At 40.6% G+C, this 14,376-nt stretch carries 18 protein-coding genes; 6 read left to right on the top strand and 12 right to left on the bottom strand.

Translation table 11 applies throughout. The features are described 5' to 3' along the window. The 6 genes from BP896_RS03325 to BP896_RS03300 all read right to left on the bottom strand — a co-directional run. Nucleotides 1-231, bottom strand: a 231-nt coding sequence (locus BP896_RS03325; protein ID WP_291765617.1) for an aldo/keto reductase, incomplete at its 3' end; no start/stop codon positions are given. A 118-nt stretch (nt 232-349) separates the two neighbouring features. Next, the gene (locus BP896_RS03320; RefSeq protein WP_291765614.1) at nt 350-1,231 is read right to left on the bottom strand and encodes a fumarate hydratase; all 882 of its coding nucleotides are present in this window, start codon (nt 1,229-1,231) and stop codon (nt 350-352) included. A gap of 123 nt (nt 1,232-1,354) precedes the next feature. Next, on the bottom strand, nt 1,355-1,786 hold the full coding sequence (locus BP896_RS03315; protein ID WP_291765611.1) for an archease: 432 nt from the start codon (nt 1,784-1,786) through the stop codon (nt 1,355-1,357). Nucleotides 1,787-1,829: 43 nt separating this feature from the next. Then, nucleotides 1,830-2,162 carry a DsrE family protein gene (locus BP896_RS03310; RefSeq protein ID WP_291765607.1) on the bottom strand — a complete coding sequence of 111 codons (333 nt, stop codon included), beginning with the start codon at nt 2,160-2,162 and terminating at the stop codon, nt 1,830-1,832. 166 nt (nt 2,163-2,328) lie between these two features. Beyond that, nucleotides 2,329-2,628 carry a hypothetical protein gene (locus BP896_RS03305; protein WP_291765604.1) on the bottom strand — a complete coding sequence of 100 codons (300 nt, stop codon included), beginning with the start codon at nt 2,626-2,628 and terminating at the stop codon, nt 2,329-2,331. Nucleotides 2,629-2,696: 68 nt separating this feature from the next. Further along, nucleotides 2,697-3,794 (bottom strand): hypothetical protein, encoded by a 1,098-nt coding sequence (locus BP896_RS03300; RefSeq protein WP_291765601.1) that lies wholly within the window; start codon nt 3,792-3,794, stop codon nt 2,697-2,699. Nucleotides 3,795-3,915: 121 nt separating this feature from the next. On the opposite strand from BP896_RS03300, the gene BP896_RS03295 reads away from it, so the two are divergent. Next, on the top strand, nt 3,916-4,833 hold the full coding sequence (locus BP896_RS03295) for an agmatinase family protein (RefSeq protein WP_291765598.1): 918 nt from the start codon (nt 3,916-3,918) through the stop codon (nt 4,831-4,833). Here BP896_RS03295 and BP896_RS03290 read toward each other — a convergent pair. Then, the gene (locus tag BP896_RS03290; protein WP_291765596.1) at nt 4,823-5,269 is read right to left on the bottom strand and encodes a hypothetical protein; all 447 of its coding nucleotides are present in this window, start codon (nt 5,267-5,269) and stop codon (nt 4,823-4,825) included. The genes BP896_RS03295 and BP896_RS03290 overlap by 11 nt on opposite strands. Nucleotides 5,270-5,356: 87 nt before the next feature. Here BP896_RS03290 and BP896_RS03285 point away from each other — a divergent pair, with 87 nt between their 5' ends. Both BP896_RS03285 and BP896_RS03280 read left to right on the top strand, forming a co-directional pair. Next, nucleotides 5,357-5,629: a TIGR00304 family membrane protein gene (locus tag BP896_RS03285; protein WP_291765595.1), complete on the top strand. Its 273-nt coding sequence runs from the start codon at nt 5,357-5,359 to the stop codon at nt 5,627-5,629. Nucleotide 5,630: 1 nt separating this feature from the next. Continuing rightward, a complete protein-coding gene (locus BP896_RS03280) occupies nt 5,631-5,906 on the top strand; it encodes a hypothetical protein (RefSeq protein ID WP_291765593.1) in 276 nt (91 codons plus the stop codon). Here the strand turns inward: BP896_RS03280 and BP896_RS03275 are convergent. Next, nucleotides 5,895-6,401, bottom strand: a complete 507-nt coding sequence (locus tag BP896_RS03275) for a hypothetical protein (protein WP_291765590.1) — start codon at nt 6,399-6,401, stop codon at nt 5,895-5,897. The genes BP896_RS03280 and BP896_RS03275 overlap by 12 nt on opposite strands. 190 nt (nt 6,402-6,591) lie before the next feature. On the opposite strand from BP896_RS03275, the gene BP896_RS03270 reads away from it, so the two are divergent. Further along, complete coding sequence (locus tag BP896_RS03270) at nt 6,592-10,551, top strand: protease pro-enzyme activation domain-containing protein (protein WP_291765587.1); 3,960 nt, start codon at nt 6,592-6,594, stop codon at nt 10,549-10,551. Here the strand turns inward: BP896_RS03270 and amrB are convergent. Beyond that, nucleotides 10,542-11,390, bottom strand: coding sequence for an AmmeMemoRadiSam system protein B (gene amrB / locus BP896_RS03265; RefSeq protein ID WP_291765584.1), 849 nt, complete (start codon nt 11,388-11,390; stop codon nt 10,542-10,544). The two genes, BP896_RS03270 and amrB, sit on opposite strands and share 10 nt — an antisense overlap. A 99-nt stretch (nt 11,391-11,489) precedes the next feature. Here amrB and BP896_RS03260 point away from each other — a divergent pair, with 99 nt between their 5' ends. After that, nucleotides 11,490-11,930: a phosphate-starvation-inducible PsiE family protein gene (locus tag BP896_RS03260; protein ID WP_291765582.1), complete on the top strand. Its 441-nt coding sequence runs from the start codon at nt 11,490-11,492 to the stop codon at nt 11,928-11,930. Here the strand turns inward: BP896_RS03260 and BP896_RS03255 are convergent. After that, nucleotides 11,917-12,132 (bottom strand): C2H2-type zinc finger protein, encoded by a 216-nt coding sequence (locus BP896_RS03255; protein WP_291765580.1) that lies wholly within the window; start codon nt 12,130-12,132, stop codon nt 11,917-11,919. The two genes, BP896_RS03260 and BP896_RS03255, sit on opposite strands and share 14 nt — an antisense overlap. Before the next feature lie 205 nt (nt 12,133-12,337). Between BP896_RS03255 and BP896_RS03250 the strand changes: the two genes are divergently transcribed. After that, nucleotides 12,338-12,646: an MTH1187 family thiamine-binding protein gene (locus BP896_RS03250; protein WP_291765577.1), complete on the top strand. Its 309-nt coding sequence runs from the start codon at nt 12,338-12,340 to the stop codon at nt 12,644-12,646. Between the two features lie 36 nt (nt 12,647-12,682). On the opposite strand, the gene BP896_RS03245 is transcribed toward BP896_RS03250, so the two are convergent. Together BP896_RS03245 and BP896_RS03240 are read right to left on the bottom strand one after the other, a co-directional pair. Next, nucleotides 12,683-13,561: a cysteine synthase family protein gene (locus tag BP896_RS03245; protein WP_291765575.1), complete on the bottom strand. Its 879-nt coding sequence runs from the start codon at nt 13,559-13,561 to the stop codon at nt 12,683-12,685. 287 nt (nt 13,562-13,848) lie between these two features. Continuing rightward, nucleotides 13,849-14,325 (bottom strand): PaREP1 family protein, encoded by a 477-nt coding sequence (locus tag BP896_RS03240; RefSeq protein ID WP_291765572.1) that lies wholly within the window; start codon nt 14,323-14,325, stop codon nt 13,849-13,851. Between the last annotated feature and the right edge of the window lie 51 nt (nt 14,326-14,376).

Raw genomic sequence — 14,376 nt, 5'->3', positions numbered from 1 at the left:
AGAAAAACCAGAAACAGCAGCACCAACAATCTCCTCAGAGCAACCACCACCATACATTTCAGCAGTATCAAACATCCTGTAACCCAGCTCAATAGCTCGCCTTAGTAATGCAACCCACTCTGCTTTACGTGAACAATCCGGAGTCCAGTAGCCTCCCCCAATTCCCCATGTTCCAAGCCCTATTACAGGCATCTTTAAATCACTCCTAAAGGTCTTATACTCCATCTCCATATTTTTCGGTTCAGTAATTAGCTTAATAACACTTACCGTTACTTAAGTTCCGGTGGAACAGTTTATTATTAGCATATGGTAATATTTACATTAATAATAATTATTATACTTATGTAAACTACTGAGGCTTAACCTCATATTTACCATCAGGGTAAACCACAGCCCTAGCCCTCCTGGTTGCCCAACATGAGAAAACTATACCAACAGCAAAGGTGGCTGGATGCCTATACGCATACTCAATGTGAACATCCAATGCAGTAACGACACCCCCTGTACCGTGGGCACCAATACCCAGCTTATTAACGGCCCTTAGTAGGGCATCCTCCAGTTTAGCCACCTCAGGATTACTGTTCCTCGAGCCAACTGGCCTTAATATGGCAGCCTTCTTAGCCAACTTAGCAGCCACATCCATTGATGGACCAATCCCAACCCCAACTATCACTGGTGGGCAGGGCATGGGTCCAGCATCAACCACTGCATCAAGGACAAGCCTTGGTAACTTCTCCCAGGCGTTACCAGGTGGTATTACGAAAGCCTTACTGGGTAATTCAGTACCACCACCCTTAGGTGTGTATATCATTTCAAGGTAATTGCCATCAAAGAGCTCAACATCGAAAACCGGCACGCCTAAGCCAGTATTGTCACCGCTATTCTTCTCACTAACTGGGTCAACAGTATTAGATCTAAGCGGTAGCTCCCTGGTAACTTCCCTAACAGCCTCAGTAAGTATTTTGAATAATCCACTTCTAATTGGGAAACCATCACCAAGCCTTATGAAGAACGTGGGGACGCCAGTATCTTGGCATACAGCTGCATTATACCTCTCAGCTAGGTTAATGTTCTCCAGTATTGCATTTAATTGAACCTTACTTGGTTCATGAACCTCAATGTTAAGTGAATTCTTAATGGCATTCTTAACGTCAAGGGCCGGGGAGACGCTAGCCATTTTAACTATTGCCTTAGCAGCCTCCTTAATGGAGTCCTCCAACCTACTCTGCATAACTCATTATGTTTACCTAGTATTAATAAGGATTTCCTTGTTTATAATTCACGTGAGTCCTGGTGAAGCCATGATAAGTGAATCAATTCACCACATTACTTAATTAAGCCGCGGCGCATGTTCCTAAATATCCACCACGAACTGCACCTTAAATTCACCATTAATCCTCTCTATACTCATCATATTGTATGTCATTGCCTTAACTATAGTACCCCTGAAACCATGCCTCCCCAAGTCATAGTGCTCCCCCAGTAGTGTTGCCTTAATTTTAGGCTTATTTTCATTAAGTTCACTAACAGTTATATCGCCAATAGCCATCTTCTTACCATCAAACCAGTAAATCACTTCATCTATCCAATTAAATAATAATTGCTCTAAGTCATCACCATTAACCTCTACATCAACCTTACTAATAGGGTTAACTCTCGATGTATCATACATGATGTTCAAGACCCCTAAGGCAGCGTTCTTAAAGGCTTCAGGTAATGATTGACCATAGGCTATGACAAGTATATCCGCCGTATGGTCGCCATACTCAAATCTAGGATGCTTCATTAAGTTATGTAATTAAAGTGGGCTTAAATAGTTTAATCCATGCCTAGAACGTTAAGACCTGGTACCCATTATTAACATAGTAGGCTAACCTATCCCCAGCAGGCTTTAAGTCCAGCTTAAGCTTTAATAGGCTTGAATCAATGCCCTTACCCTTAGCATAGTTCACGCAGGCTGAGTCAACATTACCACTCTTAAGCAGCATATCGAAATCCTCCTTAGCCTGCCCCTGAAGGTTAAGGAGCCTTTCCTGACTTGGACCGAAGAATATTACCTTTAAATCATCAAACCTTTTATTAGCCACTGATGCTGCAGCCATCCTTAAGGCCAAGTCCATTTTCTGATCCCCACTCATTATTAGGAATAGGACCTTAACCATGTTTTGCACCTTTATTTTAAACCATTTAAATACCTTTTTATTAAGTGAATAAATCCTGAAATTAACGTTTTAAAGCCTTAACTGGAATTACAGTGGTGATGAGACTTCACCCCACGTGAAGCAGTGATGAGTAACTCCAATCCTGATAGCATTAACTAAACCCTAATCACCTAGAGGCTAGGAAACCAATTATGAAACCTACTAGGAATATTATTATCATTATTGGCCCTAGGCTAAGCAATAAGGCTGAGAGGAATGCCGCTGCCCCTATTGAGAATCCTATTACCTTAACCAGTGCCGACATACCGCTTGGTGATACTATACCAAGTAGCATTATGAATAATACCACTGCAGCTATCACTATGGCTGCTACTATTAGTTTCCTCACAAGGAATCCTGCAATGAGGCCTATTACAAATACTATTAGTACCGATACTGCTGCATTAAGTAGCGAAACCCCAATCATTACTTAACCTAATGCATATGCATTTATAAGTGTTTCCGTGGTAATAATTAATATTAATATGATTAGTCCTAATCCTTAATTGTTATTAACATAAACTTAAGTGTTTTATTAAATGATACCGCATTACTCATTGATACTTCAATATTAGGATTAGGTACACATACCAGTGTTAATGAATCGTAAGCTAACGTTAATCTAATAGAATTCCTAAACCTATGGAAGCTTAATACTTGACATAGCCTAGTCATTAGCGCTAAATTACTTGGCTTAATATCATAAGTAACTAACTTCTCTTTACCTAATTCCCCAATTATTGCCATTAACCTGGACTTAACCTCATTAACATAGGCCTTAACCCTATCTGCAGTCTCACTGAACTTACCCAATATTATATTATTAAGTAGCTTAAAGTCTATTAAAGGTACTTGAAACCCATCATCCCTAGCCACTGTACTCCATAGGAGTGATTCAATTGTTAAGTAAGCTAATGCTGCATTTAGGTTCATAATATAGGGGGCATTCATAAGTAGATAATCAATGTATGAACCCATGAATCCTCTTCTTAAGCTAACGCTAATTAAGGACTCCATTAACCCCTCAGGGCTTTTCAAATTAAGATCCTTTTCATCGAGAATTATTGGCCATAGGCTTAATGAAAGGGAATCAGCAGGATCATTACTTAGGTCAAGTGGTATTGGCGAGTTCTTAACCTTAATTAAGCCGTCACTAATCATGGCGTTTAATAAGTCCATGGTACCTGGGCCATATTCATCAATTGCTAAACCAACCATGTATATCAAGTACAGTATTCTCGATACTTGAGGCCAATTACTTAATGGCCCTATTAGGGTTGGGTTAATTAACTGCATTGATTGTGATCCTGCAACATGATTCATGCTTATTACGTTTCCTTGAGGTGATTGCTGTGCATTATTCTCAAGGCCTATTAATATTGTTGATTCATATTTTTGAGTTAACTTAACAACCCTATCCTCATTAATTGAGCCTGCAAAGGTTAGGTGCGTTTCTAAACCAAGGTTATACCTGATTAAGAATACTGCTAAGGCTAATATTACATTGTAGGTTGATGGGAAGGCTACAATAAGCAGTGGCTTATCCATCCTAATGATTGGCTCAATAACGGCTAAACTCCTATAATTCCTCACAGCAGTAATGCGTAAGAACCCTTTTAATACACTCACCCACGCTACTAATTACTCAATTACCATAAAGCCTTCAGGGTGAAGCCGCGGTAACTACATAAACCCTGAACCCTCAGCCTCAATAATGCTGCATGTTCATGAACCAGTTAACCCAATGTTCGGCGTCAGTAAAGGTAATGGTAGAATAATGATACTTGGCGTACCCATGGAGGATACACTAAGCTTCAAACCTGGGACAAGGTTCGCCCCCATGGTCCTGAGGCAAATAACACCCTACCTTGAGGCCTCACCAACGGAGTGGCTTGGATATGAGCCGTTGAGTGAATTGAATGACTTGGGTGACGTTAACCTTCATCAAGGTGACGTTAACTTTAACCTGAATAGAATAAGGAGCATCGCCAATGAACTACTTGGTAAGGGGCTTTTAATTAATGTAGGTGGGGAACACACAATATCGTTGGCTGTGGCTAGGGCTATAAGGGATAAGTTCAATGAATTGGGCGCCTTCATTCAATTTGACGCACACCTAGATCTCAGGAGTGAGTGGCCCATTGGCCAGGGATTAAGCCATGCAACCTTCGCGAGAATACTGAATAATGAGGTTAAGCCAAGCCTTTACGTTAATTTAGGCTTTAGGGGCTTTGATGAGGAGGAGTTAAATTACGCTAGGGGGTTAAATAGTGTACTCCTAGACTCAGTGGAGTTATCGATGATAAAGTATTCTCAATTACATGACCTACTTAAAATCATTAATGATACTAATGGTCCAATTCACCTATCAATTGACATTGATGTGTTTGACCCATCAGTAGCCCCAGGCGTGGGTAATCCGGAAGCAGGGGGAGTGGGGTACATGACTATTTATAAGGCTCTTGAAGTTGTAATGCCCCTAATTGCCAGTAGGTTAGCGGCTATTGATATTGTTGAATACTCGCCGCCTAACGATGTAAGTAACATAACTGCATCACTTGTTGCTAAACTCATGGTTGACTTAATGAATCTTTACCTATGGAGTATTAATTGCAGGCAGGTTAGAAGTTGATTTCCCCAAAACCACTTAAGTCGCTTGTAGCCTTCTCTGATAAAATATCATTACTAACTGATATACTATACTTTAATTTAATGGTGTAAACTAATGCCCCAGACTCCTCAGCCGGTGTTAAGGGTATTTCCCCATTAATGTCGGCATGGCCCTTCTCTACTCCATTCTTAAGTAGGCCCCACCTCATTGAAACAATTAACTTATCACCACTCTTCTCAATACTCCACTTCCTCTCACCAGGCTGTAAATCATAGGTGCTTGAGTACTCCTTAACCATATTAGTGAATGAACCCCCCTCACCAAGTGGTTGAGTTAAACCAGCTTCCCTAGGCCACCTCTCTAGCCTCCTTAACCTAGCCTCCTCGGGAGTATCCTTACTAAACCTTACAGGCACCTCAACTTCAGTTTCGTAAACTACTGTGTAGTCTGATGACATAATTACCGCGCCTAAGCCGGGTTAATTAATGTTTCACTGTGTAACCTTGGGAAAGCTTTATATAGGGGTTAATGGCCTTAGGATTGTATGATCATTAACGCTGCTGATGCATTAATAATAAGTATCCTAGTGGCATTCATACTTGCGGTAGTAGGTGTAGTACTTATGATATTGGACTCAGCAAGGAGTGATAAGGGGGAGGATGAAGGTAAGGGGAAGTATGGGGGTGTTGTTATTATAGGGCCAATACCCATAATTTTCGGTAATGATTCATCAATCATTAAGTGGGCTATTGCATTAACCATAGTAGCCGTAATAATATTCATCCTACTGGTAATCGTACCACTCATTGGTGTTTAACATGAGGCTACACCAAGTTGGGTTACTACTAGTAATCATTGCTGTATTAATTCCATTAATTGCAATAATCCTGCTGGCATTAACCACTCAGCCCACTGGAGTAACTTGGGGTGGGGCTGTATTAGTCTTCCCAATACCAATAGCCATAGTTATTGGAAACAAGCCCTCAATCATAACGGCACTATCATGGGTAATGGTTGCGGTATTTATAATAATGATAATACTGTACGCCATTACTTTACTTTACCGCAGAAAGTTAATGCAATCAAGTGTTTAACTCCATTATCACTAGCCTCCTCCCATCCTGGCCAGGTAATATTACTGTTAACTTATAGGAGTCACCGAACATTATAGCTGAAACATCATCACCTAGATGAACCTCCCCATCAATACTGTGAATCATACATGATTCGCAGTTCCTAGCCTCCTCAATTATACCCCTCACAATGCTTGGTATGCTGCCGCCATCTGCGTTTAATGCAATCATGAGTTCCCCATGATCACCATGGGAGTGGTAATCAGCATTAGCATTATATTCACTCTTTATTTCATCAACAAGCTTGCTTAAATCCTCAGTGAACTCAGGTGGAGCCGTATGTTGATGCTCCTCAGCTTCTTCCCCCTCCTCATTTCCACTATCCTCCTCAGTGGTCGGCACCATAACCATATTTAACACTAATTCAAGCTTCTCGGATTCCCCAATTCTCTTAAGCTCATTCTCAAGCCTCTTCCATTCCTCCAGACCAAGCCTTATTTGCTTAAAATTAAACACAGGCAAACCTTAAGTTAGGGAATTTATTAAACTTCCCACCCATTACCTGCGGTTAAGAGCAGTTGCTTAATGGTGAAGCACTATGAACTGGTATTAATTCCTTAAACATAATCTGCATGCCTTAAGATGATTTACCGTAAATATGCCGGGGAAGACACGTTTATTAAGCAGTTAAGTATATACTATGCCTATGATTCGTGTAAGTGGGTTTAAGGTAACGTACTTAGCCTTAGTTTTTATTTTAACCTACATTGGTATTTCACTGATTGCCCATGGTTCATCCATCAACATGCAGTTAAATAATCCATCATTAAGCGGCTACACTTACACTGGTTCACTTAGTAATAATACTAACGTCATAGTAACAATATATGTTCCACTTAGGAATGTAAACCTGCTTTACCATTATGTTGAATTAATATCAAATCCAGGCTCACCAATGTATCATCACTTTCTAAGTAAGGCGCAAGTCGCTTCACTCTTCTACCCAATTAATGAGTATAATAACGTTACAGCTTTCCTTAAGGACCACGGCTTCAGAATATTATTTACTGCAGCTGACTCCATAATTGTTGCTGAGGGTAACGTTAGCTCTGTTGAGAGGTACTTAGGCTTAAGGTATGCTGTTTACAGTAATGGTTCAGTAAGCTTCTATGAGTCCTATGGGGAGCCTAAGTTAAGTAATGTAATGATTTATTCATCAAACATAACAATGCTTCTACTTGAACATCCCCCCTTTTTAATAACTGGCGGTGAGTTAAACAATCTTATAAGGGATTATGCTAATGGTAGCGTTAACTTAACTTACCCAATTGAGGCCTATTGGCCTACGGTGCTTCAGGGAGCCTATAATGCAACTGCATTATATAGAATGGGTTATTACGGTCAAAACTACACAATAGGTATTATTGACTTCTTCGGTGATCCCTATATCGTTAGCCAACTAATGCAGTTTGATAATGCGACTGGTTTACCTAATCCACCTGGCTTCAATATAATACCCATAGGCCCCTATAATCCCAACTTGGGTGTTTATAATGGTTGGGCTTATGAGATAAGCCTCGATGTTGAGGCTGCACACGCCATTGCGCCTAAGGCTAATATAACGCTTTACGTGGCTAACCCAGCACTACCCCTAGCCGCCGTAATAGCGTATATTGTTGACCAGGATAACGTGAATGTGGTTTCCCAAAGTTTCGGTTTCCCAGAGTCAATACTCTCAATGGTTAATGGCCCAGTCTTCTACTTCAACGTCTTCCTAACTGATGAATACTACGCACTGGGTAGTGTTGAGGGCATAACCTTCACTGCAGCAAGTGGCGATGGGGGTGGGGCTGGTTATAGTAATGGACCTGTGGGTGCTGTTATTTACCCATCAACATCACCATACGTAACCGCTGTTGGTGGTACAGCAACCTACGTTCAATTACCTAACGGCTCCTACTACCAGACAGCCTGGTCCAGCTACGGCTTCATACCACTTGACGAGAACCTAGGTGGATCAACAGGTGGTGTTAGTATTATTGAGCCTAAGCCATGGTATCAATTAGGTATTGCAACACCGGAGTCATACCCATTTGGGAGGATGGTTCCTGACATTGCAATGGATGCAAGCCCCTACCCAGGCCTACTGATTATTGGGCCAAGTAATACACTACTCATAACGGGTGGTACAAGTGCTGCAGCACCTCTACTTGCTGGATTATTAACATTAATAATGGATTACGTTCACTCAAGCCTCGGCTTAATTAACCCAGTATTATACAGTATTGCCAATAACATTAATGAGTACGGTAAGGCAATAGTTCCTATTACATTCGGCTACAATATACCGTGGGCAGCTCATTATGGTTATAATATGGTGACTGGGCTTGGAACAATTAATGCAGGTTACTTTGCTGAAGCTTTCTCAGCCTTAAGTAATCAAAGCGGGAGTGGGTTATCAATAACTGTTAACGTATTCAACTACTCCGGTTACCAGCAGAGGCAGTATTACCCAGGGGAGAAGATTATAATTAGCGCCTCAATAATGGTTAACTCAACTCAAATAGTTACTTCAGGAAACTTTTCAGCCGTAATTGAGGATTCCTGGGGTAATGTCACTGTTATCCCATTAAGGTTCACCCAATTCCTGGGCTGGTCAGCTACAGTAACTCTTCCAAGTAATGCCTCAGGCATATTAATGGTAATGGTTTACGGCAATTACCATAACCTGACTGGATACGGATTCACTACGGTGTATTCAGGTTATTATGCGCAATTCCTTGAACCACTCACCTTCATGCCGCTGTACTCTAAGTTGGGCATCTGGATTGCTGTTAATTTAACGGATACTTACGGCTCATTCCCAATCAACATAACTAACCTAACTGCCCTCATATATTACTACAATTACGTTAATAATTCATATGTACCAGTAGGTAATGTTACCTTAAGGCCGCAGGTTATGAGCCAAGGCTTCAGTTCATCGTACTTATTCATAGGTAAGCTACCTAGTGATGCGCCTATGGGTAATTTACTCATTAGGTTAACTAATGCCTTTGGTTTCGTAGCCTTCATCAACGGTATAATGATGCAAAGTATGTATGTCCTCCCACCAGTTGTTGCCCAACCTGGTTCAACTGCAGCAGGGGGTAGTGTGGTAATAATGGGTTACCCAATTCCACCACTTAACCTAGGTCAGGAATCAGTTGGGACTGGTACATATGTGTTCTATAATGTTCTTTACGGCTCCAACATTACCGCCTTCCTAATGGGGTCCAATGGTAAAGTTATTAGTAGGGCGAACGTATACTTTAATCCATCAGTAGGAGCCTACTATGGGGTCTTAAAGGTGCCTCAAAATGTTACGCCTGGCTTTTACCTTATTGCCTTAAATTCATCATATGATTCATATACGCTTAACTCCACAATCACAGGCTCTTACTTCGCTCAAATATACGTCTCCAATGGTTACTCGAAACCATTGATAAGGGTTTCATCACTATACGCAGCAGAGGGCCAAGTGGTTACTATCTATGCCAACATAACGTACCCTAATGGTACTGAGGTTAAGTATGGCATGTACTCAGCCGTCGTGTACCCTATATCATTATCAAGCATTTACCCAACCCTAAGCCAATTATTCGAGGCACCACTTTGGTATAATCCTAAGCTTAACCTATGGGTTGGTAATGTGACTTTACCATCCCAATTCTCCTTAGGCAGTTTAACCTACCTTGAAGGCAACATGTATTTCTCATCACCATACGGCATATTAGTCACTGGAATCTCAGCTGATGGATTCCCAACACCAAGTAACCTATTAACTCAATCAACCTTCTACGTATTGCCATATACATTAATAAGTGGGCAATTAATAAACAATATGAGGGCCTATCACTTAGCGTTAGTTAATGATACATTAATAAACGGTGTATATGTTAATGATATTTTAATTAATGATACATTAATAGGTAATGTAACGCTAATTAATTGCAATGCCAGCAATATAACTATACTTAACTCAAACGCAGTGGTAATGCTATCTAATATTAATAGCATTAATGCCATCAATAGTACCATTGAGCTATTCACAAGCAAGGTGAATGAATTATCACTAGTGTTTTCAAGATATATTAATGAGAACTCAGTGGTAAAGTACATCCACCCACCACCACCGGTTATTGTGATTAATTACCCCAGTAGTAACGCCAATTTAACGGGTTTAGTTATGGTTAACTTCACGGTAATGGGTAATGACGTATCTAATGTGGTGCTTTACCTTAATGGTAATGAATTAGCCAGCTATAGTGGTAATGGTACATTCACTTACATGTTAAATACTGGTAATTACCCTGATGGCACATATGAATTAACTATCACAGCCACTCAGGCTGATGGATTATTAAGATCAGTAACAGTAACCGTGAATATTGAGAATGGCCTATTGGCACTTAACAACAGGCTTAACGCTGTTAATCAATTTGTTAATAATAGTATCGGTAAATTATCCAATGAGTTATCATCGAACATGACGCTTATTTACAGTGAATTTAATAGGCTTAATAATAATTTACTAATCATGGATATTCTACTACTGGTGGCTCTTGCCCTAAGCTCAGCGGCATTATCATGGTTCTTAGCATCTAGGCAGCATAATCACTTGTAAAAGGCTATTGATGCATAACCCACTGTTTCAAGAAGATACCCACTTGTGTCTCCAGACGTGGCGTGTTTAAGTAACTTCACGCCTGTAGCACCCTGCTTCCTTGAGTAAACTATGGCTGTCATTATTGCACCAAAGCCGCATACTGAAACATCATACTTATCCATTACAGTGTAGAACCCCTCCTCATCCATGTTTATTATACGTTCAATAACCCTCATATCCTTATCCGTAGTGACCTCATGAGGCTCATAATGATTTAAGTCGCTGGAAGCCACCACCACAACCTCGCCTGCCCTCCCATCAATAACATCACTTATTGCTGAACCAAGCCTCCTAGATAAGTCAATGGTCTGATTCCATAAAACTATGGGTACTATCTTAGAGCCGGGGAAAAGGTACTGTATGAAGGGTATTTGAACCTCAATAGAGTGCTCACGCTCAAAGGCCACTTGATCCTCAGCTAAATCCCTCACCTTAGCCTTTATCTGCCTAGCCACCTCCTCGTCAATATCCACTTGCCCTAACGGCGTCTCCCAGGTGCCGCTGGTCATTATTGCGGCTGGTGAACCCACACCATAGTGATTAGGGCCTATTATTACGAATACTTTAGGTTTAATATACTTACCCACTTCAATATATGCATGAGCAGCCACAGGACCTGAGTACACGTAACCAGCGTGCGGCACTATTACTGAGAGTACGTACTGCTTATTCTCCTTAATATTCATTGTTGATTTAGGGCCAAGTTCATGCTCAATGGACCACTTTATCTGGTTAATTAAACCATCCCTACTCGCTTCATAAAACATGCCTGCAACTGCAGGTTTCCTAGTAACCATGTTAATCTCACTGCGTTTGGCTATTTAAATTGTTTCACCAGTAGGGCAATCATAGTTAAGCGGGGAATTTAAAAACCAGTTTAAGGCCCGTTGATAATAGTGGCCAAGATTGATTTAAAGTCATCATTAATGAGGATACTTAGAATGGCGAATCTATCACTCTACGTAATAGTAATAGTACTTACTGGAGTTACTAGCGTACTTTCACTATACATTGCTGTTACTGATATATTGAAAATATGTATAAATATAAATTCTTTAACTGATATTAATATTATTAATGTATTATCAGCATTATTCCTAGTCGTGTTAACAATGGAGTTAATTGATATGTTCATAATATACATGGAGAGGGGGCATATAATTGTTGATATGGTAATGGCAATAGTATTAACAGCTATAGCTAGGGAGCTACTGATAAATTACGCTAATATTGAATCCATGACCCTTCAAAGGGGAATCATACTATCATCCGCCATTTTAACACTAGCCATATCATACTGGCTAGTCATTAAGGCTGATTCCATTAAGAGAACTTAGCAATGATGAGACCCCTATGCCTATTATCAACAAGGGCCTCATTCATTAAGTGCATTTTCAATAGCCTAAAGCTTGGAAACTTAACCCCACAGACTGGGCATCTTCTCGTTTTAGGTAATTGCTGGCACTCCCTACTGTAGTGAAGGAAGTAGGCTAATGCATTATCCATAGTCCTTCCACAGTACTTACACACTATCTGCATTAAGGCTTACGTAACCCTGTGGTTTAAAACTTAACCCTACTCATTCACTAAAGGATTCACAGGAGGCTTAATCCATTTAGGGTAGAGTATTGGAACCGTAGCCACTCGAGCTGGACTGAACAATGAGAAGCAATCCTCACTCAAGGGTGAGGGGCAGTCAGCAAGATGGGTAATTAATTTAAAAGCGGCTGGTGATGCAGTAGGTATGACTATTATAGTTGAGATTGCGGTTGACCCAATAGGTACAGGCTCCACAAGTGTTGGTGATTTAATAAAACAAGCAGTATCAGTGATAGCAAGGAGGGGGTATAAGTACCAGGTCTGCGCCATGGGAACCGTTGTGGAATTACCATCGTTAAGAGATGTTGGATCACTTCTTGAGGATATTCACGAAGAGCTAGTTAAAATGGGTGTGAAGAGGATTGTTTCAGTGGTTAGGATTGATGATAGGAGGGATAAGAGTGAGAGTATTGAGTATAAGGTTAGTAGGGTTACTCAAAGGCCTGGGGGTTAGTAAATTATTTTAAATAGTTAATGTAACTCAATACATTCATTGATCTACCTGCATTATTTCACTGTCTAATTCATCAATATATTTCCAAGCATCATCAGGGAATATTAAGACTGCATCATTGAGGTTAAGGCCCATTGCAGCGTAGGCAACAGCCCCTGAACTTAAACCAACCAGTAACCCATCACTCCTAGCCAACTTCATAACACCAATTAAAGCCTGCTCCCTAGACACATCAATGACTTGATCCACCTTAAGTAACTCACTGAAGGGATTATTACCATTAATCCTCTTAATACCTGGTATTGTGGAATTAACTGATGGCTGTACCGCAATTACCTTAACATCATTACCATACTTTTCCTTAAAGTACATTGATATACCAGTCATGTGGCCGGCAGTCCCAACGGCACCAATAATGTACTTTGGTTTAAAGCCCGCTATCCTGCATTGTTCATCAATCTCCCTAGCCGTGGTATTATAGTGAATCATGTAGTTGGCTGGATTCGAGAATTGATTCGGGTGAATTAAATCCAGCTTCTTAGCCTCATTAATCACCTCAGGTAGTATTGTTGACGTATTACCCTCACGTTCAACAATCTTAACACCCATTAGCCTAAGCATGACTTTAAAGGACCTTGGGGAACCGGAGGGAACATAGGCAATATAGTCAATTCCCCTAGCCCTAAGGATTGACGCTAGGGCGACAGCTAAGTTACCTGAGGAAACCTCAATAACACCCTTATTAACATTACCAAGCGACTTAATAAGCCCTAGGGCAGTCCTATCCTTAATACTATGCGTTAGGGGATTCATGAACTCCAATTTAGCCCAAACATTATTCGGCTTAAACAGGTTTAACCTTAAGAGTGGAGTCGGCCAAACTCCAGTTACTAACTCCTCTAGGCTCCTAAACACGTTACCAGATGCAAATACTGGTCCCAGTCATTAAACCCACTGGCTTAATAACACTATTTAAGAATTATGTTTATGGAAAATTAACACGCCTACGTAATCAATGAATTTAAGACGCCGCAGAAACCTTGTGGTAAGTATCATAGGCATATTCCAACACGCGGAAATAATAATGCTTAATCTTCATGATTGCCCACGGCTTGGGTTATTGGCATTATAATTTCTGGGTAGTGGTAAATGCATAGGTATGGTGGAGCCTGTTAAGGTATAGATAAGGTCATATGATAATCTTAACGTCTCAGGCATGTATTCTGGAGCTCAACCTTAAGTTCCTCATCATTAAGTGCTTCCGCAATTCTGGTAAGTAAACTGCATATGTCTTTAATAGCTTCATCCTTAGATGCGTAGACGCTCATGACTCCCTCAGGGTCTACGCCATTATACTGGTATTGATGAAGAGCAAGGGCGATTATAGCTTCCCCCTCTAACCCAAGTAACTTAGCAATACTTCTAATCGCTGATGTAGGCATATATGCTATTAACTTATCCACTCTAGATAATGCATTAGCCAACTCCTCTCTCCTTTCACCAGCTAAGGCAGCTAATAGTGATTTAAAGGCTTGAAATGCCTTACCTGCAGCATTCCTAGTATAACCCTCTGCCAGCAACCTAATGGCCAGTTTAGCCTCTGCCAGTGCCTCAATTCTCCTTGCCTCAATATAAGCCCTTAAATTCCTCCAAGGCTTCCCAATTCTCTCAGGAAGCATTCATTATTGAGTACAGTTTACAGTGAATTAAGGCTTTCGCTAATAATAGGC

Source organism: Caldivirga sp. UBA161 (assembly GCF_002506515.1).
Taxonomy (GTDB): domain Archaea; phylum Thermoproteota; class Thermoprotei; order Thermoproteales; family Thermocladiaceae; genus Caldivirga.
This window is presented reverse-complemented; position numbering and strand designations above follow the sequence as displayed.